Here is a 21,913-nt window from a genome sequence, read left to right on the forward strand (position 1 = left end):
CCGCCCCACAGGCAAGAACGAGGTAAGGCGCCATGTCCGCGACGCTGCTGCTGGTGCAGGCCCTGAACGGCCTGCAGCTGGGTATCCTGCTTTTCCTGCTGGCCGCCGGCCTGACGCTGGTGTTCGGCATCATGAACTTCATCAACCTGGCGCACGGCTCGCTGTACATGATGGGCGCCTTCATCGCGGCCACCGTGTTCCGCCACAGCGGCTCCTTCCTGCTGGCCGCGGCGGCGGTGGTGGCCGGCATGGCGCTGCTCGGGCTGCTGCTGGACCGAGTCGCGCTGGCGCGGCTCTATCCGCGCCAGCACCTGGACCAGGTGCTGGCCACCTTCGGCTTCATCCTGTTCTTCAACGAGCTGACGCGCATCATCTGGGGCCCGGCGCCCATCAGCATGGGGCTGCCGTCCTGGCTGTCCGGCACCATCGACCTGCTCGGCGTGACCTATCCGCTATACCGCTTCCTCATCATCGTGGCGGGACTGGCGGTGGCGGCCGGCTGCTACGCGCTGATCCACCGCACGCGGCTCGGCATGCTGATCCGCGCCGGCTCAACCGACCGCATGATGGTGGGCGCGCTGGGCGTGAACATCGCGCGGCTGAACACGCTGCTGTTCGTGCTGGGCGCGGTGCTGGCCGGCGTGGCGGGGCTGATGGCGGGCCCGATCCTGTCGGCGCAGACCGGCATGGGCGAGCCGATCCTGATCCTGACGCTGGTGGTGATCGTCATCGGCGGCATCGGCTCGGTGCGCGGCGCCTTCCTGGCGGCGCTGATGGTGGGCCTGGTCGACACGCTGGGCCGCGCGCTGCTGCCGGCCCTGCTGCGCGCGGCGCTGCCGCCGGCGGCGGCCAACGCGGCCGGCCCGGCGATCGCCTCGATGCTGATCTATGTCGTCATGGCGCTGGTGCTGGCGCTGCGGCCGCAGGGCCTGTTCCCCGTGCGGCACGGATAGGAGACCTCGGCATGCTTCGATTCTCTCCCCGCGCGCTGGCCGCCGGTTCGCTGCTGCTGGCGCTGGCGCTGGTGCCGCTGTATGCGCAGTGGCAGGGCGAACCCTTCCTGCTGGCGCTGTTCGGCCGGGTGCTGGTGTACGGCATCGCCGCGCTGGCGCTGAACCTGCTGCTCGGTTACGGCGGCATGGTCAGTTTCGGCCATGCGCTGTACCTGGGCCTGGGCGCCTACGCCGTGGGCGTGCTGAGCCACCACGGCATCGAGAACGGCTGGCTGCACCTGGCGGCCGCGCTCGGCGCCTGCGCCCTGGTCGGCCTGGTCAGCGGCTACGTGGCGCTGCGCACCTCCGGCATCGCCTTCATCATGATCACGCTGGCCTTCGCGCAGATGTTCTATTTCCTGGCCACCGGGCTGGAAGGCTACGGCGGCGACGACGGCATGTCGCTGTTCGCCGGCAGCGACTTCAGCCTGTTCCGGCTCGACACGCCGCTGGCGCTGTACTACGCGGCGTTCGGCGTGCTGCTGCTGGCGCTGGCCGCGCTGCACCGGCTGATCCACGCCCCCTTCGGCATGGCGCTGCGCGGCTGCCAGGCCAATGAGCGGCGCATGCGCGCGCTGGGCTACGCCACGCTGCGCTACCGGCTGGCGGCCTATGTGCTGTCGGCGATGCTGTGCGGCGTGGCGGGCGTGCTGCTGGCCAATCTGACGCTGTATGTCTCGCCCTCGTACCTGGCCTGGACCACCTCCGGCGAACTGATCGTGATGGTGGCGCTGGGCGGCATGGGCACGCTGTTCGGCCCTGTCGCCGGCGCCCTGGCCTTCCTGCTGCTGGAGGAAGGGCTCAAGCTGCTGACCGACCACTGGATGCTGCCGATGGGCCTGCTGATCGTGGGCGTGGTGCTGCTGTCGCGGCGCGGCCTGTACGGCGCCTTGCCGGAAACGCCCTGGCGTCCGGCCGCCGCGCGCGCCCTGCCCTGCCCCACCGGAGAACCGCGATGAGCGCGCTGCGCGTCGAACACCTGCTCAAGCGCTACGGCGGCCTGACCGTCACGGACGATCTGTCGCTGGAGGTGCGGCCGGGCGAGCTGCACGCCGTGATCGGCCCCAACGGCGCGGGCAAGACCACGCTGATCGGCCAGCTCAGCGGCGAGCTGCGGCCGGACGGCGGCCGGGTGCTGCTGGACGGCGTGGACGTGACCCGCATGCCCATCGAACGGCGCGTGCGGCGCGGGCTGGCGCGCTCGTACCAGATCACCTCGGTGTTCAAGCCCTTCACCGCGCTGGAGAACGTGGCCATGGCGGTGCAGGCGCGGTGCGGCCACAGCTTCCGCTTCTGGCGGCCGGCGCGCGCGACGCCGGCGCTGCGGGAACCTGCCCGCGCGGCGCTGGAACTGGCCGGCCTGGGCCGCCGCGCCGATGTGCCGGCCGGCGCGCTGGCGCATGGCGAGCTGCGCCAGCTGGAGCTGGCCATGGTGCTGGCCTGCCGCCCCACCCTGCTGCTGCTGGATGAACCCATGGCGGGCATGAGCCAGCACGAATCCGAGGCCATGACCGCGCTGCTGCACGGGCTGCGCCGGCAATACAGCATCCTGCTGGTGGAGCACGACATGCAGGCGGTGTTCGCCCTGTCCGACCGCGTCACCGTGCTGGTGTACGGCCGCGTCCTGGCCTGCGGCAGCGCGGACGAGATCCGCAACGATCCCCAGGTGCGCGAATGCTATCTGGGCAGCGAACGCCGGCACGCGGACCGCCGCCCGCAGGGAGTCGCGGCATGAGCGCGCTGCTGTCGCTGCGCGGCGTCACCGCGCACTATGGCGCCAGCCAGGCGCTGTTCGGGATCGACCTGGAGATCGGGGCTGGCGAATTCGTCTCGCTGCTGGGCCGCAACGGCATGGGCAAGTCCACCACGGTCAAGGCCATCATGGGCCTGAACCGCGCCAGCCGGGGCGAGATCCGCTTCGACGGGCGCGACATCGGCGCGCTGCCGGCCTACCAGGTGGCGCAGTGCGGCATCGGCCTGGTGCCCGAGGGCCGGCACATTTTCCCCAATCTGTCGGTGCGCGAGAACCTGGTCGCCACCGCGCACAACCGCCAGCGGCTGACGCAGCCCTGGACGCTGGAGCGCGTCTACGCGCTGTTCCCCCGGCTGGCCGAACGCGCCCGCCACCTGGGCAGCCACCTGTCCGGCGGCGAGCAGCAGATGCTGGCCATCGGCCGCGCGCTGCTGACCAATCCGCGCCTGCTGATCCTGGACGAGGCCACCGAGGGCCTGGCGCCGGTGGTGCGCGAGGAAATCTGGCGGGCGCTGGACGGCCTGAAGCGCACGGGGCTGGCGGTGCTGTGCATCGACAAGAACCTCGAACCGCTGCTGGCGGCGGCCGACCGCCACGCCATCATCGAGACGGGCCGGGTGGCCTGGAGCGGCGATTCCCAGGCCTTCATCGACGACGAGGCGCGCCTGCTGCGGTATCTGTCGGTATAGCGGCGCGGCGCCGCACGAGCTATTGACTCTCAGGCACGCCGCCGGACAGGCCGGGACGGCCCGCGCGCCATCGAGCGTCGACCGGGCCAAATAATTCAATAATCGTTGTATGATTGAATAATGAACGAAGACCAGACCGTCGCCGCCCTCGGCGCCCTCGCCCATGCCCAGCGCCTGCGCGTGTTCCGCGCCCTGGTGGTCGCCGGCCCGGACGGCCTCACGCCCAGCGTCATGGCCGGGCAACTCGACGTCGCCCGCAATGCGCTGTCCTTCCACCTGAAGGAGCTGTCGCATGCCGGACTGGTCAGCGTCGAACAGCAGGGCCGCAACCTGATCTACCGCGCCGACTTCGCGCGCATGAGCGGCCTGCTGGGCTATCTGACCGAGCACTGCTGCGAGGGCGCGGTCTGCGAGGTCGCCAGCGTCCCGCCGCCCGGCCCCGCCAAGACGGCGAAACATCCGCTATCGACGGCGCGCAAGTCGCAAGCAAGAAATTGAGCAATAAGTGAGCAAAAAGCATGTCTGAGATCCCCGCCGATCTGCCCAACCTCGATTCCACGCTGTTCCAGCGGCCGGATCCGGCCGCGCTGTTCGCCCCCGCGCGGGCCACGCATCCGCCGCGCTTCCTGCTGCTGTACGGCTCCCTGCGCGAGCGCTCGTACAGCCGCCTGGCCGCCGAGGAAGCCGCGCGCCTGATCCAGGCGCTGGGCGGCGAAACCCGCCTGTACAATCCGTCCGGCCTGCCGCTGGTCGATGACGCTGGCGAGGACCACCCCAAGGTGCGCGAGCTGCACGCGCTGGTGCAATGGGCGGAAGGCATGGTCTGGAGCTCGCCGGAACGCCATGGCGCGATGACCGGCCTGATGAAGACGCAGATCGACTGGATTCCGCTCTCGGTGGGCGCCGTGCGCCCGACGCAGGGCAAGACGCTGGCCGTCATGCAGGTGTCGGGAGGCTCGCAGTCCTTCAACGCCGTCAACCAGATGCGGGTGCTGGGGCGCTGGATGCGCATGCTGACGATCCCCAACCAGTCCTCGGTGGCCAAGGCTTACCAGGAGTTCGACGAGGACGGGCGCATGAAGCCCTCGCCGTACTACGACCGGATCGTCGACGTGGTCGAGGAACTGGTCAAGTTCACCCTGCTCACGCGCGACGCGGCCCCCTATCTGGTGGACCGCTACAGCGAGCGCAAGGAAACCGCCGCCGCCCTGTCGCGGCGGATGCGGCAGGCGGCCCTCTGAATCGCCCGGAACCCCTGCCGGGCGGCCGGAGGGTACGCGTTTCCGGCCCGATCCACCCGTATATCCCTACAAATGCACGGGTCTTGATAAAGCACAAGATCTAGTCAACCCAAACCAGTGATACACTACCTATAGTGTTGTCACTCCAGCCGCCTCGATAGCCCCGCCGCCGTCCGGCACGGGCTTCCGAGCGACGGCACATGCCCCGCCAGCCCTGGCGGTCGGCCCCAATCTCGAACCCGAACATTCCGATCACTCGGAAGGACGTCGCTCGTCCTTTCCCAGCCGCAGGAGCTATGCAGTCCGCCATGGAAAAACAAGCAGCAATGATGGTCACCAAGCGTGATGGGCGTATGGAGCCCATCGATCTGGACAAGATCCACCGCGTCATCGACTGGGCCGCCAACGGCCTGGAGAACGTCTCGGTGTCGCAGGTGGAAATGCGTTCGCATATCCAGTTCTACGACGGCATCCGCACCGACGCCATCCACGAGACCATCATCAAGTCCGCCGCGGACCTGATTTCCGAGGAAACGCCCAACTACCAGTACCTGGCCGCGCGCCTGGCGATCTTCCACCTGCGCAAGATCGCCTACGGCCAGTTCGAGCCGCCGCACCTGTACGACCACGTGCGCAACCTGACCGAACAGGGCAAGTACGACGCGCACCTGCTGGCCGACTACAGCCGCGAGGAATTCGACGAGCTGAACGGCTACATCAACCACTGGCGCGACATGAACTTCGCCTACGCCGCGGTCAAGCAGATGGAGGGCAAGTACCTGATCCAGAACCGCGTCACCAAGCGCATCTACGAAAGCCCGCAGTTCCTGTACCTGCTGGTGGCGATGTGCCTGTTCGCGAAGTACCCCGCGCAGACGCGCCTGGGCTACGTCAAGCGCTTCTACGACGCGGTGTCGCGCTTCAAGATCTCGCTGCCCACGCCCATCATGGCGGGCGTGCGCACGCCGATGCGCCAGTTCAGCTCCTGCGTGCTGATCGAATGCGACGACGATCTGGACAGCGTCAACGCCACCACCAGCGCCATCGTCAAGTACGTGTCGCAGCGCGCCGGCATCGGCATCAACGGCGGCCGCATCCGCGCCCTGGGCAGCGAGATCCGTGGCGGCGAAGCGCTGCACACCGGCTGCCTGCCCTTCTTCAAGATGTTCCAGGCGGCGGTCAAGTCGTGCTCGCAAGGCGGCGTGCGCGGCGGCGCGGCCACCCTGTTCTACCCGCTGTGGCACCTGGAAGTCGAATCGCTGCTGGTGCTCAAGAACAACCGCGGCGTCGAGGAAAACCGCATCCGTCACCTGGACTACGGCGTGCAGGTCAACCGCCTGCTGTACCAGCGCCTGATCAAGTCGCAGGACATCACGCTGTTCTCGCCGCACGACACCCCGGGCCTGTACGAAGCCTTCTTCGCCGACCAGGACGAGTTCGAGCGCCTGTACCTGCAATACGAGCAGAATCCCGCCATCCGCAAGCGCAGCCTGCCGGCCGTGGAACTGTTCTCGCTGATGATGCAGGAGCGCGCCAGCACCGGCCGCATCTACATCCAGAACGTCGACCACTGCAACACGCACAGCCCGTTCGATCCCCAGGTCGCGCCGGTGCGCCAGTCGAACCTGTGCATGGAAATCGCGCTGCCGACCAAGGCGCTGAGCGATGTCAACGGCCCGGACGGCGAAATCGCGCTGTGCACGCTGTCGGCCTTCAACCTGGGCGCGCTGGAAACGCTGGACGAACTGGAAGGCCTGGCCGACCTGGCCGTGCGCGCGCTCGACGCGCTGCTCGACTACCAGGGCTACCCGATCCCGGCGGCGCGCGCCGCCACCATGAAGCGCCGCCCGCTGGGCGTGGGCGTGATCAACTACGCCTACTACCTGGCCAAGCACGGCACGCGCTATTCCGAACCGGCCGCGCTGGGCCTGACGCACCGCACCTTCGAAGCCATCCAGTACTACCTGCTGAAGGCCTCGTCGCAGCTGGCGCGCGAGTTCGGCCCCTGCTCGGGTTTCAACGAAACCACCTACAGCGCCGGCGTGCTGCCGATCGACAGCTACAAGAAGGACGTGGACGGCATCTGCGCCGAACCGCTGCGCCTGGACTGGGAAGCGCTGCGCGCCGACATCCGCGAGCACGGCCTGCGCAACTCCACGCTGACGGCGCTGATGCCCTCGGAAACGTCCAGCCAGATCGCCAACGCCACCAACGGCATCGAACCGCCGCGCGGCCTGGTGTCGGTCAAGCAGTCCAAGGACGGCATCCTGCGCCAGGTGGTGCCGGAATTCGAGCGCCTGAAGGACAAGTACGAACTGCTGTGGCAGATGTCCGGCAATGAGTCCTACCTGAAGCTGGTCGGCATCATGCAGAAGTTCGTCGACCAGTCGATCTCGGCCAACACCAACTACGACCCGCAGCGCTACGAAGGCGGCCGCGTGCCGATGAAGCAGCTGCTCAAGGACCTGCTGCTGGCCTACAAGTACGGCCTGAAGACCCTGTACTACCACAACACCCGCGACGGCGCCGACGATGCGCACGGCGAAGTGCAGGACGACGGCTGCGCCGGCGGCGCCTGCAAGATCTGACGAAAACATCCGCATCATGGCTTACAGCATTTTTTCCCAGACCAGCAACAACCCGTTGACCGAACCGATGTTCTTCGGCCAGCCGGTCAACGTCGCGCGCTACGACCAGCAGAAATACGCGATCTTCGAGAAGCTGATCGAAAAGCAGCTGTCGTTCTTCTGGCGGCCCGAAGAGGTCGACATCTCGCAGGACCGCCTGGACTACCAGGGTCTGCCCGAGCATGAGAAGCACATCTTCATCAGCAACCTGAAGTACCAGACGCTGCTGGATTCGATCCAGGGCCGCAGCCCCAACGTCGCCTTCCTGCCGCTGGTGTCGCTGCCCGAGCTGGAGACCTGGATCGAGACCTGGGCGTTCTCGGAGACGATCCACTCGCGCTCGTACACGCACATCATCCGCAACATCGTCCCCGATCCCTCGGTGATCTTCGACGACATCGTCAGCAACGAGAACATCCGGCTGCGCGCGGCCGACATCGCCTCGTACTACGACGACCTGATCGGCCCGTCCATGCTGTACGCGCAGCTGGGCGTGGGCGAGCACGTCATCAACGGCAAGACGCATCGCATCTCGGAATACGAGCTGAAGAAGAAGACGTATCTGTGCCTGATGAGCGTGAACATCCTGGAAGCCATCCGCTTCTACGTCAGCTTCGCCTGCTCGTTCGCCTTCGCGGAACGCAAGCTGATGGAAGGCAACGCCAAGATCATCCGCCTGATCGCCCGCGACGAGGCGCTGCACCTGACCGGCACGCAGCACCTGCTGAACATCATGCGCTCGGGCCAGGACGACCCGGACTTCGCCAAGATCGCGCGCGAGACCGAGCAGGAATGCTTCGAGATGTTCAAGCGCGCCGCCACCCAGGAAAAGCTCTGGGCCGAGTACCTGTTCCGCGACGGCTCCATGATCGGCCTGAACAAGGACATCCTGAGCCAGTACGTCGAGTACATCACCAACCTGCGCATGACGGCCGTGGGCCTGGCGCCGGCCTTCGCCCAGGTCAAGCACAACCCGATCCCGTGGATCAACACCTGGCTGTCCTCGGACACCGTGCAGGTCGCGCCGCAGGAAGTGGAACTGAGCTCCTACCTGGTCGGCCAGATCGACGCCCAGGTATCGCCCGACGACCTGAGCGACATCGAGCTGTGACGACCGTCTCCACGTCCGACGCCACGTTCCGCCTGCAAGAGGGCGAGACGCTGCTGGAGGGCCTGGAGCGCACCGGGCACGATGTCGAGTACCAGTGCCGCAGCGGCTACTGCGGCACGTGCCGGCTGAAGCTGGAGGCCGGCAAAGTGTCGTACACGACGGCACCGCTGGCCTTCGTCGCGCCGGGCGAGGTGCTGCCCTGCTGCTGCCGGCCCGACGGCCCCGTCGCCGTCGCGTGCTGGCTGCGGCAGGCGGACGAGGTCTTGGATCTCGACCTGTCCTGCTAGTGTGCTGTCCCGTAAGTACGTCCTCATGACGAAATTCATCCATGGATGTCATGGTTAGGCGCAAACCGCAGTGATACCCGCAGGGTCCACGAGGATTTGCAACGACGCCATGGCGGCTAGGTGTGGATTTCGTGCGGGCGCATTTGCGGGACAGCACAATAGGCGCGCGCCAGCGCGCCCCAATCCTCTCAAAGTCCACAATATAGACCAACAAAAATAAATTGTTGACTTTGAGATTAATTGAGCCAGAATTAAGACAAATAGAACAAAAGAATGGTCCACTTAATGGACCTTGATTTCCAACGCGCTACCCGGGACGATCTGCACGACTGGCGGCAGAAGCCGTATGGTGTCAATGCGTGCGGGCCTCCGTTCCTCCTTAATCCGGCTTCAATTAAGAGGAGAGTGGGCACAATGGCTAGTCAAGCTCTGACCTGCAACGGGCATCCGGTGGATGCCCAGGCCAGCTACTTTGGCGAACTGCAGGCATCCAACGATCTCTTGCGCGACCCGATCGCGCTGAAACGGCGGGCCGAGGAAAACGGCTACCTGTTCATCCGGCGACTCATACCGCCTTCCACGGTCCTGGAGGCGCGGCGGGAGATCCTGCTGAAATACGCCACCGTCGGCGAAATCGACAACACCCGCCACGACGTCATGGACGGCGTGCTGCGCGGCTCCAGCTACATCACCCAGATCAACTTGGATGCCTTCGTCACCTCGCTGCGCACCGGCGCGTGCTATGAACGCGTGGTACTCCACCCCAACCTGCTGGCGCTGTATGCCGACCTGATGGGCGGCCCCGTCGTGCCTTTCGACTTCCGCTGGCCCCGCATGATGCGAACCGGTGAAGGCTGTGGCATACATGCCGACATCCCATACATCGGCCGCGGCACGCGGCGCGTCTGGACCTCGTGGATTCCGCTGGGCGACGTGCCGCTGGAGAACGGCCCCCTGATCATCCTGGAAAACAGCCATCGCCATGCGGCGCTGGATGGATACTTCGCCACCGACGCGGCGAAGCAACGCCTGGGCTGGCTGGAACGCGACCCCGTCGCGCTCCAGGCGCGGCTGGGCGGACGCTGGCTCTCGACCCATTTCGAGCCAGGCGACGTCCTGTGCTTCAGCGGCCACATGGTGCATGGCGCGCTGGACAACAACCACCCCGGCGGCCGTTGCCGCCTGAGTTCCGACACCCGCTATCAGCTGCGGGACGACCAGCGCGACGAACGCTGGTTCGGCAGCGTCGCCAATCCCTACGGCGGCGACTACGAACGCGGCAAGCGGGTGTTCTACCCCGGACTCATCTCCTGCGCCGATGGCAATACCGAGCTCAAGGAAGAGTGGAAGCCGGTGGATGAAGACGGCCGCCTGCTCTTGAACTGACCGCGCCGCGCCCTCGGCGCGGCATGCCTGGCACAACGGCGCCTGCGGCGCCTATCCCATCACGTCCCTACCTATCAAGGACCTCCATGATGAACATCGAGCAAGATCTTGTTGCCGCGCTGGAACCCATCCGCCAGATGACGCTGGCCATCTGCGTCAACCACTTCTTCGAGACCGGCGTCTACCGAAAGCTGGAAGCGGGAGAATGCGATCTGGACACGCTGTCGCGCAGCCTGGACCTCGAGCGCGCCCGACTCGGCGGCCTGCTGGGCTACCTGCGCAACGAGAACATCGTCTCGCACGACAAGGGCGTGTATGCCCTGACCGACAAGGCGCGCCTGCTGGGCCGATATTCGGCCTGGTACACCATGCTGGTCGGCGGCTACACCGAGACCTTCGTCCAGGTGGGCGAGTGCCTGAAAGGCCAAGGCAAGTGGGCCACGCGGGACGTCGGCAAGGTCGGCATCGGCAGCTGCGGCATCAGCCATTACGACGCGATTCCACTTACCCAGCGCCTGATGGCCAAGATGGACACGCCAGCCAGGACGCTGCTGGACCTGGGCTGCGGCAACGCCATGTACCTGGTCGAATTCTGCAAGACCATGCCGCAACTGCGCGCCTATGGCGTTGAGCCCAGCCGCGATGCCTGTCTCTCGGCGGAACGCATCATCGCCGCGGAAGGACTGTCCGACCGCATCAAGGTCATCAACAAGAGCGTGCGCGACTTCCTGGAAGGCAAGGAAGACCTGAAGCCGGACGTCATGGTGCTGGGTTTCGTGCTGCATGAGATCCTGGGCCAGGAAGGCAAGGCCGGCGTCATCGACTTCCTGAAGACCGTGACCGCCCGCTATCCGGCGATAAACCTGATCGTCATCGAGGTGGACAACCAGGCCGCCAATCCGACCATCATGGAACACGGGCTGGCCAAGGCCTACTACAACCCGTACTACCTGATCCACGAATTCACCGAGCAGCGGCTCATGACCGATGCCTGGTGGCAAAGCCTGTACGAGGAAGCCGGTCTGAAGATCGTCAACCATGACTATCCGGACGAAGCAGTGGACTCCACCCGGCTCGAGATCGGCTACCTGCTCAAGAGAAGGGGCTGACATGCGGATCACCAGCGAACACTCGCCGCTGTCGTTCCTGTCGCAGCGCCTGGCCTACGCCAGCCGGAACCGGATACGGGCCATCAACCTGGTCGAGAATGTGCCGGTCTGGCCGGCGCGCTTCCGGCCCGAGCTGCACGAACGCGCGCAGCCGGACATCTTCCACTACGCCCCGGCCGAGGGCGACGAAACGCTGCTGCGGCTTCTGCTAGAGCGCGAGAACGCGCGGGCGGGCGAGGAGGACGGCACGCTGACGACCCGGAACATCCTCGTCACCAACGGCGCCACGCAAGGCCTGTCCCTGCTGCTGGGTCTGCTGGATCCTCGGCGGCCAACGATCCTTTGCCAATCGCCGGCCTTCATCGGCATAACCGCCCTGATGCAGGCGCGCGGCTACATCGTCAGGCACTGCCCCGTCGGCACCGACCTGGTCGACTGGATGAGCAGCACGCTGTCGGACGACGTGGCCGCCATCTACGTGAACACCCCTCATAATCCCACCGGCTCGGTCCTGCCGGCCGCCTCCCTGCAGGCGCTCATCGACCGCGCCGGCATGCACGGCGCACGCGTCATCGTCGACGCGGTGTATGAGGATTTCGTCTTTGACGGCCAGTGCTGCCACCTGCCGCGCCAGCCCGACTGCGAGCATGTCGCCGTTCTCAATTCGGTCAGCAAGAATTTCGGCGCCCCCGGCTTGCGGATCGGCTGGATCGTCGCGGCCGCCAAGGACGTCGCCCAGCTGACCGGGGACCTCGAACGCGAATGCGTCGCCGTCTGCTCCGACGCCCAGGTGCGCGCCGCCGAGATCGTATCCCGCAGCAACGGACCGCTAGTCGCCCATGTGGACGCAGCGCGCGGCGCCGTGTTCGACATGCTGCGCGCGATTCCAGGGCTGGAGTTCGAGACCTGCTCGGCCGGCACGCAGGTGATGGCCCACAGCGATGTCGATGACGTCGAGGCCTTCGCCGATTTCGCGCTGGCGCGCTACGGGCTGATCCTGGCCACCTCCCGGAACTACTCCGGCATGCGCTCGCAATCCATCCGCATCCCGCTCGGACAGGAGCGCGACAGGATCGCCCAGGGCCTGGACATGCTGGACAGCAGCATCCGCAGCTACCGCGAGACGGTCCACGCCGTCCGCAGGAGCGCTTGACGTGCGCCGCGCCGATCAATGCATCGCCCAGGAAAAGCGCTGGAGCGCGGACAACTACGCCAGCCTGCCCGTCGTCCTGTCCAGGGGCCTGGGCGCCGAAGCCTGGGACATTGAAGGCAAGCGTTACCTGGACTTCATGGGCGCCTACTCGGCCGCCAATCTCGGGCACTGCCATCCCCGTATCGTGCGAGCCCTGACCGAGCAGGCCTGCACGCTTGGCGTCGTCTCGCGGGCATTCCATAACGACAAGCTCGGGGCGTTCCTGCAGAAGGCCTGCGAAACCACCGGCATGGATCGCGCCCTGCCCATGAACTCCGGCGCCGAAGCGGTGGAAACCGCGTTGAAGGCCGCGCGGAAATGGGCCTACGAGGTCAAGGGCGTGCCCGACGGCAAGGCCGAGATCATCTGCTGCGCGCGCAATTTCCACGGCAGGACCACGGGCGTCATTTCCATGTCCTCTTCCGACCGGGCGCGCGCGGGCTACGGACCGTACCTGGGCGGATTCAGGAACATCCCGTTCGGCGACGCCGATGCGCTGGCGGCGGCCATCGGGCCACACACCGCGGCATTCCTGGTCGAGCCCATCCAGGGCGAGGCCGGCATCATCGTGCCGCCGCCGGGCTATCTGCGGGCATGCGCGGACCTGTGCCGCCGCCACAACGTGCTCTTCATCGCCGACGAGATACAGACCGGACTGGGACGCGCCGGCCACGTGCTCGCGTGCCAGGAGGACGATGCGCGTCCCGACGGCGTTGTGCTTGGCAAGGCGCTGGGCGGCGGCATGGTCCCGGTTTCCCTGTTCCTGGCGCGGCGCGACGTGATGGACGTGTTCCGCCCGGGAGACCACGGCAGCACGTTCGGCGGCTATCCTCTGGCGGCTGCGGTGGGCCACGAAGCGCTCTGTGTGATGGAAGACGAACAGCTTTGCCAACGGTCCCGGGAAACCGGCGGCGCGCTGAAGGCCGGCTTGCAGGCCGTCGCTGGCGACGCGCTGCGCGACGTGCGCGGCCGCGGCCTGATGATCGGCGTGGAGCTGGCCGGCGCCGACGCCCCCGCCGGGCGCCTGGCCCATGCGCTGCTCGAGCGCGGCGTGCTGTGCAAAAACGTGGATGAGCACACCATCCGCCTGGCCCCGCCCCTCAACATCCCCCCTGCCCTGGTCGAGGAATTTCTGCATGTCTTTGCCCATGAACTCACCCGTCTTTGACGCGCCCGCGCTGCGGATGCTGGCCTACGCCTGTGGCATCGCGGGCCAGTTCGCCGGCAGCCGCGATGGCCCATCGGTCTTCCGCGAGGCGCTGTCGACACTGCCGGCGCTCGCCCGCGACATCAGCTGGGACAGCTGGATCGAAGACAGCCGCCCCTTTTCCCAGATCGGCCCCCAGGAGGCCCTACGGGCCGTCACCGGCCTGGCCGCGGGCCTCGCGGCCGATGCTCGCGCCGCAGCCCTGCGCGGAGGCTTTCCAGTGCTGATCGGCGGCGACCACTCAGCCGCGGCCGGCTACTGGTCAGGCATCGCGCAGGCGCATCAGCCGCGCGGCGATATCGGACTGGTGTGGATAGACGCGCACATGGACAGCCACACGCCCTTCACCAGCCCCAATGGCTATGTACACGGCATGCCCCTGGCGGCATTGCTCGGCCATGGCGATCCGGGCCTGACGGGCCTGCTGTCGCCGCGTGCCAAGCTGCGCCCGGATCGCGTCTGCCTGATCGGGACCCGCGATTTCGAGCCGGAGGAAGCGGCCCTGCTGCGCACGCTGGACGTGCGCGTCTTCTATATGGATGAGGTCCGGTCCCGAGGGCTGGAACGCGTTCTGGACGACGCGCTGGAGATCGTCGGACGCGCGCCCGCCGGCTTCGGCGTCACACTGGACCTGGACGGCATCGAACCCGGCGATGCCCCCGGGGTCAGCACGCCTTCCCCGAACGGGCTGCGCAGCGACGCGCTGCTTCCCGGCCTTCGCCGCCTGCTGCGCGACCGCCGCTGCGTGGGCCTGGAAATTTCGGAGTTCAATCCTTCCGAGGACAAGGATGGACGCACGCTGGACTTCATGCTGGCCGTGGTAGCGAACCTTGTGCGCGACAGAGCGGCGGGCGCGTCATGAAGATCTCGCTTCCGCTGGGCATCGCCCTGGTGATGATGGGCACGCACGGCTATGGCCTGTTTCTGTTCGGCGCCATCTTGCCCACGCTGCAGGCCCGCCATGGTTTTGACTACACCTTTGCCGGCATGGCCTCGGCCACGCTCAATACTGCCTACATGACGGGCGCGTTGCTGCTCGGCGCCTTCGGCCGCCGCCTGCCGGCGAAACGCTGGTTCGTGCTGTCGGTATCGTGCTGCGCGCTGCTGCTGGCGCTGCTGCCGCTGGCTCCCGGTCCGTATGCCATGCTGGCGGCGTTCATCCCGCTGGGCATGGCTTCCGCCGTCAGTTGGAGCAGCGCGGTGGGCTTCGTGAACGGGCTGGCGAGGATCCAGCGGCGCGCGCTGATACTGACGCTGGGCGCCAGCGGCGGATCATGGGGCATGCTGACGATCGGCCTGATGACCGGATACGGCACGAAGTTGATGCCGCCGGACTGGTTCTGGAGTGTAGGCGCGGCCTTCACCCTGGTGGGATTGGCTGTGCTGCTGCCGCTGATGAAGGAGGAAGCCGCCAGCGCATCCGCGCGCGCGGCGCCCGCCACGCCCCCCGTGCCACGCTGGGCCGGCAGGCAGCCGCGCGTGGCCAGCCTGGCCATCGCCCTGTCCGGCCTGCTGGGTGCCACGGCCGTGCCGTTCACCACCTACCTGAGCGCCTATCTCACCAATGAAATCGGGCGGCCGGAGGCCGTGTCCAGCGCGGTCTGGCAAGTGCTGGGCATTACCGGCGCGCTGTCAGGCCTCTGCATCGGCAGCTTTGCCGACCGTTACGACTACCGCAAGATCATCGCCGTCATATTCCTGGCGTTCGCCGTGGCCTGCGCCTTCCTTTCCTTCGCACCCAGTTCCTCCTACATCTCGCTGGCCGGCATCGGACACGGCATCGCGCTGAATCCGTTCTGGGGCCTGATCGCGGCGTACATCAGCTTTTTCTTCGCGCCCGCCGAAACGATGCGCATCGACGCGATGGGCCTGGCGGCCTTCGGCCTGGCCAGCGGCCTGGCCAATTGGTCGATCGGCACCTGGGCCGACAACGGCGGCTCGCTGGGCGCGGTATACGCCGTCCTAGCCGCCGGGACCGTGGCCATGGCCGGCCTGCTGACGACCGCTCCCAATCCTGATCGAACCAAGACGGAAGCCTCCCATGAACGAACAGTTTGAGCTGAGCGCCCGCTATTACGACGCCTTCTACAGCCAGCGCCCGTACCGCGACGATGTCGCGGCGCTGCAGGCGCTGATTGCCCGACACTGCCCGCGGGCGGACCGCGTGCTGGACGTGGCCTGCGGCAGCCACGAGCACGGCCTGCACTTCGATCCGCGCTATCAGGTCGACGGGCTGGACAACAACGCGACCTTCCTGGAGATCGCTCGGCGCAAGACCGCCGGACGCCCCCGGCCCGGCGCCTACCACCTGCACTCCATGGAGGACTTCTCGCTCGACGCCTCCTACGACGCCATCGTCTGCCTGTTCAGCTCCATCGGCTACCTGCCCGACGCGGACGCCCTGCGCCGGACGATGCACACCTTCAGCGATCACCTGGCGCCGGGCGGCGTCATCGTGGTGGAGCCCTGGCTCTCGGCCCAGCAGCTCGGCGCGTTCCAGTCCTCCCAGCTGGTCTGCGCGGACGGCCTGGAAATCGCCCGCATCGCGCGCCACCGCGTGGACGGCGACAAGCTGACCTTGTGGCTGCACTACCTGGCCGGCGGGCCGGACGATGTGCGCTACTTCGTCGAAGAGCATCGGATGAGCCTGTTCTCGAACGAGGACTACCGCGACGCCTTCGAACACGCCGGCCTCGAATGCGTCTTCGATCCGGTCGGTCTGTCGTCACGCCGCGGGCTCTATGTGTGCCACCAGCGGGACGGCGCATGAGCGCCGTCGTGACGGCCTTGCCCGGCGAAACGGGTCTCAGCGCCTGGGACGCCTGTTTCCGCCCGCAGCGCCTGTTTCCCAGCCTGGAACGGGACGAGTCCTGTGATTTCCTGGTGATCGGAGCGGGCTACGCAGGCCTGTCGGCGGCGCGCGCGCTGCGGCTGGACCAGCCCGGCGCCCGCATCATCGTGCTGGAGGCCTTGCGCGTCGGGCAAGGCGCCGCCGGGCGCAATGCCGGCTTCATGATCGACGTCACCCACGACCTGGGCTCCGACGACTACGCCGGTGAAGCCCATGCCGACCGGCAGACGATGCGCGAGAACCGCCTTGCCATCGATTTCGCCCTGGCGGCGGCGGCCGATTACGACTTCGAGCAAGGCATCATGGTCCGGAGCGGCAAGATCAACGCGGCTTGCTCCGAGCGCAGCCTGGCGCTGGCCAGGCGCTACGCGGCCCATCTGCGCAAGCTGGGTGAACCCTGCACCGAACTGGACGGCGACGATCTCGCCCGGATCACGGGCAGTCCGTACTACACAGGCGGCGTGCATACACCCGGCACGGTCATGATCCAGCCGGCCGCCTACATCAAGAGCCTGGCGCTCGGCCTGTGGCGCGATGGCGTGCGCGTGCTGGAATGCACGCCGGTGCTGGCGCTGGAGTACGTGCCCGGCCTCGCCGCGCGCACGGCGGCGGGGACGATCCGCGCCGGCAGGATCATCCTGGCTACCAACGGTCATGTGCGCGCCTTCGGCCACTACCGACGCCAGCTGATGGACATCACCACCTTCGCGTCCATCACGGCGCCGCTATCCGCCGACCAGGCGCGCGCGCTGGGCGGCGAGGCGGCCTGGTCCCTCACGCCCGCCGCGCCGCACGGCTCCACCGTGCGGCGGGTGCGCGGCGCCCTCTACGGCGGCGACCGACTCTTTTTCCGCAGCCTGTTCAAGGCCACGGGGCTAGGAGCGGCCTCCGCCAGGCTGCTGGCCCGCGCGCAGCGGGAACACCGCATCGGCATCCAACGCCGCTATCCCGTCCTGAAGGATGTGACGCTGTCACACTCCTGGGCGGGGCGGCTATGCCTGTCCACCAACGCCGGCTCCGCGGTGGCCGAGGTCGAGACCGGGGTCGTCACCGCCTGCTGCCAGAACGGACTGGGTACGGTGCGAGGCACATTCAACGGCATGCTGGCGGCGCGCATCACGCTGGGCCTGCCCACGGACGGGCTGGCGCCGGGCGGTTGGCGCCAGCCCGCCCGCGTCCCGCCGCAGCCGCTGTTGCGGCCGGCGCTGAATGCCTACCTGTCCTGGAAGCGCCATGAGGATGCCCATGAATGCTGACACCGACGCCCCCCTGGGCATCCTGGGCGTGGGCCAGCTCGCCGCCCATCTGGTCAAGGGACTGCGCCGCGCCGGCGTCGACCGCCCCATCCTGCTTCTGCCCAGGAGCCGCGGCATCGCCCTCGAACTGACGCGGGACTGGGGCTGCGAGATCGCGCCCGACAAGGCCGGGCTGGCATCCCGCTGCCGGCAGATCATCCTGGCCTGCCGGCCGGCGGACCTGCCTGGCGCGGCGGCGGACCTGCCGCTGACCGCCCGCCACCTGGTCCTGTCCGCCGTGGCCGCCGCCAGCGTCGCCGACCTTGCCGCCCTGCTAGGCGGCGACGTCTCCGTGCGGCGCTTCATGCCCGGCATTTCGGTCGAGGCCGGCGTGGGCGCGATTCCGCTCTATCCCGGCGACACGCGGGCGCAAGCCTTGCTGTCCGCGCTGGGTCAGGTCATCGTCGCCGCCGATGAGGCCGCGTTCGACGCGTTGACGGCCGCCACCTGCGCGCACGGATGGTTCTACTCGTTGTTCGACAGCCTGATCAGCGGCCTGGAGGCGCAGGGCCTTGCGCCGGAGGCGGCGCGGACCGCCGTGCTGCATCACGCGCGCGGCGCCGCCGAACTGTGCCTGGCCAGGCCGGACCTGCGGCCGCGCGCGATCTCCCGGGACGTCGCCGCGCCGGGCAGCTATACCGCCGCCGGCCTGCGCTACCTGGAAGACGGCGGCGTCCACGCGCGCCTGCGCATCGCGCTAGAATCCGTCCTGCGCGCGCTACGCCGGCCCCCGGCCGTGACCGCTGGCCATCCAGATCTTTCCCCCCGATCCGCCGACAAGCCGTCATGAACGGAACGTGACCCGGATGCCTGCGGGGCGGGGCCGACGTCCCCGCGTGGTTCAATGGCAGCGCTGATGCAAGGAGACAGCCGTCATGACCGAACGATGCCGCGCCCGCATGGTGCCCGAACTGCTGGTGAGCGACCTGTCGCGCAGCCTGGCGTTCTGGATGGATCTATGTGGATTTGAAATCGTCTACCGCCGGGAAGATGAAGGCTTCGTCTACCTGGATCTGGAAGGCGCGCAATTCATGCTGGAGGAAGTGCGCGGCGACGACAACTGGATCACCGCGCCGCTGGAAGGGCCGCGCGGCCGTGGCATCAACTTCGAGATCACGGTGCGGGCGGTCGAACCGCTGCTGGAGCGCCTGGCCGCCGCAGGCTGGCCTCTGTATCGGGAACAGCAGGAGCGCTGGTACCGCAGCGATGCGATTGAAATCGGCGTGCGCCAGTTCCTGGTCCAGGATCCGGACGGCTATCTGTTGCGATTCTCGCAGCGGATCGGCGAACGGCCGGCTCACCGGCCGACCAGCTAGCGGCCACGGGAAACCGGCGGCCTGCCTGAAGACGGCGGGGTCAGACCTGTCCCCGCCGCAAGCTCCCTCAGAAGCCTTGCGCCAGCGCCTTGGCGGTATCGCCGGCCGACTTGCCCTGATTGACCGCGTCGGTCAGTTCCGTGACGAACCAGGGCAGCACCAGCTTGGTGCCGCTATCCGACAGCCCGATGCGCAGGCCTTCCCGCGAGGCGGCCGGCGCGGCCGCGCCTTGCGGCGCGTCGTCGGTCCGCACCACGACGGGCTTGGGCGTGTCCGGGGGAACCTCGGGCGCGACGGGCGCGGCCGAGACGGCCGCCGTCGCGCAGAGCAAGGCGGCGGCGGCAAGGGTCTGCATACGATGTAAGGTCGGCATGATGGGCATCCTCTGTAAGCGGGAGAAGTCGGTCGCGGCCGCCCGCGCTCCCGCGCGCCCCGGCCATGACTGAGCGCATTGTGCGTCCGGCCCCGGCGCATTTGTGCGGGAGACTTGTGTTCATCTGTGAAGATCTGTGGGGCGCGGCGGCGTCGGCCCGCCGCCGCCTTTTTCCAAGCCTGGGCTTGGCATTGTCCGGCGCGCGGGCCGGAGCCGCCCTTGCGGCCCATCCAATACTCCGATAAAACCTGTCCCTATCATCAATACGGAAGCAATCGTGCGCGCCTGGACCCGTTCCGCCCTCTTACACTGCCTGTCGCTGTTCCTGTTCGTCCTGGGCCTGAACCTCGCCACGACCGCCTCCGCCGCCCTGCCCGGCCCGCTGGGCGCGCTGACCGGAGCCAGCGCCGAAAAACCGGTCGACAACGCGCAGCTGAAGCAATCGCTCGACCAGGTCATCCAGACGCTGGAGAACGACAAGACGCGCACGGAACTGTTGAACCGCCTGAAGCAATTGCGCGACGCCACCAAGCAGGATACGCAGACAGCCCAGGGCGGCATCCTCGCCTTCATTCGAGAAGCCGCCGAAAGCCTGGAGAAACAGCTCGACGGCCCCAACAGCCCGGTGGCGCGCTGGAGCACGCTGTACCGGCAGGCGCGGACCGAGATCACAACCGGCCTGCCCGCCTGGCGCGAATGGCCGTCGCTGATCCGGGACTTCCTGATCGTCACGGCGATCTGGGCGGGCCTGGCGCTGGGCCTGCGCTGGATCACCCGACGCCTGGCACGCCGCCGCGAGGCAGCCAGTACTCCGCCCAGCCGGTCGCAGCCCAGGCAGCTGCTGTGGATGGCGGCGGTGCAGCTGGCGCCCTGGGCCATCGCCTTCGTGATCACGCTGTACCTGTCCGTCGCCATGCCCGATTCCGTGGGACAGCTCGGCGCGCTGGTGCTGGCCTATGTGCTGCTGGCCGGCGCGCTGTTCTCGTCGCTGTCGCTGATCTGCCTGACGCTGCTGGACGGCCCGCACCGCACCCGGGCGCTGGACATCCTGCACCGGCGCGCGCTACCGCCGCTGTGGCTGATCGGCAGCCTGGCCGCGCTGGGCGATTCGCTGCACGATCCGGAAATCATGAGCGTGTTCGGGCCCGGCGTCTCGCAATTCGCGGGCCTGCTGGCCAACGTGACGGCGGCGCTCCTGAGCGCGCTGTTCGTGCTGCGCTTTCGACGCCCCATCACCCACCTGATCCGCAACCAGCCGCGCGAGCGCCGCGCCACGCGCCACGGCCTGCAGGAGCTGCTGCGGCTGATCGGACCACTGTGGTTCGTGCCGTTCCTGCTGCTGGTGGGCATCTCGCTGATCAGCACAGTGGCGGCCGCCGACGACAGCGGCCAGGTCATGCGCCGGGCCCTGCTGTGCGCGCTGGTGGCGATCGTGGGCATGGCCGTCGGCGGCGTCATCCGCCGCGCCTATGCGCGCGGCGGCCGCGACGGCAACCGGCGCATGGCCTACCGGGGGCAGCTCAGGTATTTCGGCTACACCCTGCTCTACATCGCCAACCTGCTGCTGTTCGTGGAAATCGGCCTGCGCGTGCTGGGCATGTCGCTGGCCGGCCTGATGGAGGGCGGCGGTTCGCAATTCGGCCCGCGCGCGGCCAGCTTCGTCGGCACCATGCTGGTGGCCTGGCTGATCTGGATCCTGACGGACACTGCCTTGCAGCACGCCCTGGGCACCAGCGGCAAGAACCGCGCCAATGTCCGCGCGCTGACCATGCTGCCGCTGATCCGCAACACCATCATGGCGACCATCGCCGTGATCGCCATCATCGTGGCGCTGGCCAACATGGGCATGAACGTCACGCCGCTGCTGGCCGGCGCCGGCGTCATCGGCCTGGCCATCGGCTTCGGCGCGCAGTCGCTGGTCACGGACCTGATCACGGGCCTGTTCATCATCATCGAGAACTCCCTGTCCATCGACGACTACGTGGATGTGGGCAACCACCTGGGCACGGTCGAGGGGCTGACCATCCGCACCGTGCGACTGCGCGACCTGGACGGCGTGGTGCACACGATTCCGTTCAGCCAGATCAAGACCATCAAGAACTACTCGCGCGAGTTCGGCTACGCCATGTTCCGCTGGCCGGTGCCGGCCACCATGCTGATCGACGACGCCGTGGCCCTGGTCCGCGAAGTGGCGGCGGAGCTGCGCGGCGACCCCACGATCTATCCCTTCATCTGGTCGCCCATGGAACTGCAGGGCGTGGAGAGCTTCGACAACGGCCAGGCCGTGCTGCGCTTCCGCTTCAAGACCGCGCCGCTGCGGCAATGGGAAGTGCAGCGCGCCTTCAATCTGCGGCTGCGCCGCCGGCTGGACCAGGCCGGGCTGGAACCGTCGATGCCGCGCCTGAACGTGCAGCTGTCGCGGATGCGCCAGTCCCGCAATCCCGAGCGGGACGAGGCGTCGGACAAGCCGGCCTGACGTCCCGG

The 21,913-nt window shown here is 67.8% G+C and carries 21 protein-coding genes and 1 pseudogene; 21 read left to right on the top strand and 1 reads right to left on the bottom strand.

Translation table 11 applies throughout. The features are described 5' to 3' along the window. Positions 1 to 32: 32 nt before the first annotated feature. From C2U31_RS27080 to C2U31_RS27175, 20 genes and pseudogenes are all read left to right on the top strand, one after another. Positions 33 to 953, top strand: a complete 921-nt coding sequence (locus C2U31_RS27080) for a branched-chain amino acid ABC transporter permease (protein WP_103275623.1) — start codon at positions 33 to 35, stop codon at positions 951 to 953. Positions 954 to 964: 11 nt separating this feature from the next. Further along, positions 965 to 1,951, top strand: a complete 987-nt coding sequence (locus C2U31_RS27085; RefSeq protein ID WP_103275624.1) for a branched-chain amino acid ABC transporter permease — start codon at positions 965 to 967, stop codon at positions 1,949 to 1,951. A 62-nt stretch (positions 1,952 to 2,013) separates the two neighbouring features. Then, positions 2,014 to 2,412, top strand: a pseudogene (locus C2U31_RS31280) (ATP-binding cassette domain-containing protein); the annotation flags it as partial. 147 nt (positions 2,413 to 2,559) lie between these two features. Then, positions 2,560 to 2,727, top strand: coding sequence for a hypothetical protein (locus C2U31_RS31285; RefSeq protein ID WP_369869801.1), 168 nt, complete (start codon positions 2,560 to 2,562; stop codon positions 2,725 to 2,727). Beyond that, entirely contained in the window at positions 2,724 to 3,434 is a 711-nt protein-coding gene (locus C2U31_RS27095) for an ABC transporter ATP-binding protein (protein WP_103275626.1), read from the top strand. Before C2U31_RS31285 ends, C2U31_RS27095 begins: the two co-directional genes overlap by 4 nt. Before the next feature lie 120 nt (positions 3,435 to 3,554). After that, on the top strand, positions 3,555 to 3,932 hold the full coding sequence (locus tag C2U31_RS27100; protein WP_103275627.1) for a helix-turn-helix transcriptional regulator: 378 nt from the start codon (positions 3,555 to 3,557) through the stop codon (positions 3,930 to 3,932). A 20-nt stretch (positions 3,933 to 3,952) separates the two neighbouring features. Next, positions 3,953 to 4,675 (top strand): arsenical resistance protein ArsH, encoded by a 723-nt coding sequence (arsH, locus tag C2U31_RS27105; RefSeq protein WP_103275628.1) that lies wholly within the window; start codon positions 3,953 to 3,955, stop codon positions 4,673 to 4,675. A gap of 308 nt (positions 4,676 to 4,983) precedes the next feature. Then, positions 4,984 to 7,263 (top strand): class 1a ribonucleoside-diphosphate reductase subunit alpha, encoded by a 2,280-nt coding sequence (gene nrdA / locus C2U31_RS27110; RefSeq protein ID WP_103276603.1) that lies wholly within the window; start codon positions 4,984 to 4,986, stop codon positions 7,261 to 7,263. 16 nt (positions 7,264 to 7,279) lie between these two features. Next, complete coding sequence (gene nrdB, locus C2U31_RS27115; protein WP_103275629.1) at positions 7,280 to 8,413, top strand: class Ia ribonucleoside-diphosphate reductase subunit beta; 1,134 nt, start codon at positions 7,280 to 7,282, stop codon at positions 8,411 to 8,413. Beyond that, complete coding sequence (gene yfaE, locus C2U31_RS27120; RefSeq protein WP_103275630.1) at positions 8,410 to 8,700, top strand: class I ribonucleotide reductase maintenance protein YfaE; 291 nt, start codon at positions 8,410 to 8,412, stop codon at positions 8,698 to 8,700. Before nrdB ends, yfaE begins: the two co-directional genes overlap by 4 nt. Positions 8,701 to 9,114: 414 nt before the next feature. Next, entirely contained in the window at positions 9,115 to 10,086 is a 972-nt protein-coding gene (locus C2U31_RS27125; RefSeq protein ID WP_158658480.1) for a phytanoyl-CoA dioxygenase family protein, read from the top strand. Positions 10,087 to 10,175: 89 nt separating this feature from the next. Then, complete coding sequence (locus C2U31_RS27130; RefSeq protein WP_233772522.1) at positions 10,176 to 11,195, top strand: 2-ketoarginine methyltransferase; 1,020 nt, start codon at positions 10,176 to 10,178, stop codon at positions 11,193 to 11,195. Position 11,196: 1 nt separating this feature from the next. Next, complete coding sequence (locus C2U31_RS27135) at positions 11,197 to 12,348, top strand: aminotransferase class I/II-fold pyridoxal phosphate-dependent enzyme (RefSeq protein WP_158658481.1); 1,152 nt, start codon at positions 11,197 to 11,199, stop codon at positions 12,346 to 12,348. A gap of 1 nt (position 12,349) precedes the next feature. Continuing rightward, positions 12,350 to 13,555 (top strand): ornithine--oxo-acid transaminase, encoded by a 1,206-nt coding sequence (gene rocD / locus C2U31_RS27140; RefSeq protein WP_103275634.1) that lies wholly within the window; start codon positions 12,350 to 12,352, stop codon positions 13,553 to 13,555. 16 nt (positions 13,556 to 13,571) lie between these two features. Next, positions 13,572 to 14,456, top strand: a complete 885-nt coding sequence (locus C2U31_RS27145; protein ID WP_158658482.1) for an arginase — start codon at positions 13,572 to 13,574, stop codon at positions 14,454 to 14,456. Beyond that, a complete protein-coding gene (locus C2U31_RS27150) occupies positions 14,453 to 15,652 on the top strand; it encodes an MFS transporter (protein ID WP_103275636.1) in 1,200 nt (399 codons plus the stop codon). Before C2U31_RS27145 ends, C2U31_RS27150 begins: the two co-directional genes overlap by 4 nt. Further along, positions 15,636 to 16,364, top strand: a complete 729-nt coding sequence (locus tag C2U31_RS27155) for a bifunctional 2-polyprenyl-6-hydroxyphenol methylase/3-demethylubiquinol 3-O-methyltransferase UbiG (RefSeq protein WP_103275637.1) — start codon at positions 15,636 to 15,638, stop codon at positions 16,362 to 16,364. The genes C2U31_RS27150 and C2U31_RS27155 overlap by 17 nt, the downstream gene beginning before the upstream one ends. Next, on the top strand, positions 16,361 to 17,701 hold the full coding sequence (locus C2U31_RS27160) for an FAD-binding oxidoreductase (RefSeq protein ID WP_158658483.1): 1,341 nt from the start codon (positions 16,361 to 16,363) through the stop codon (positions 17,699 to 17,701). Before C2U31_RS27155 ends, C2U31_RS27160 begins: the two co-directional genes overlap by 4 nt. Next, on the top strand, positions 17,691 to 18,530 hold the full coding sequence (locus tag C2U31_RS30710) for a pyrroline-5-carboxylate reductase (protein ID WP_158658484.1): 840 nt from the start codon (positions 17,691 to 17,693) through the stop codon (positions 18,528 to 18,530). Before C2U31_RS27160 ends, C2U31_RS30710 begins: the two co-directional genes overlap by 11 nt. Positions 18,531 to 18,615: 85 nt before the next feature. Next, entirely contained in the window at positions 18,616 to 19,056 is a 441-nt protein-coding gene (locus C2U31_RS27175; protein WP_103275639.1) for a VOC family protein, read from the top strand. 67 nt (positions 19,057 to 19,123) lie between these two features. Here C2U31_RS27175 and C2U31_RS27180 read toward each other — a convergent pair whose 3' ends face one another. Continuing rightward, positions 19,124 to 19,429: a hypothetical protein gene (locus tag C2U31_RS27180; protein ID WP_158658485.1), complete on the bottom strand. Its 306-nt coding sequence runs from the start codon at positions 19,427 to 19,429 to the stop codon at positions 19,124 to 19,126. Between the two features lie 277 nt (positions 19,430 to 19,706). On the opposite strand from C2U31_RS27180, the gene C2U31_RS27185 reads away from it, so the two are divergent. Further along, positions 19,707 to 21,905, top strand: a complete 2,199-nt coding sequence (locus C2U31_RS27185; protein ID WP_103275641.1) for a mechanosensitive ion channel family protein — start codon at positions 19,707 to 19,709, stop codon at positions 21,903 to 21,905. Positions 21,906 to 21,913: the final 8 nt, after the last annotated feature.

The sequence above is a fragment of the Achromobacter sp. AONIH1 genome, from assembly GCF_002902905.1.
Lineage (GTDB): Bacteria > Pseudomonadota > Gammaproteobacteria > Burkholderiales > Burkholderiaceae_B > Achromobacter.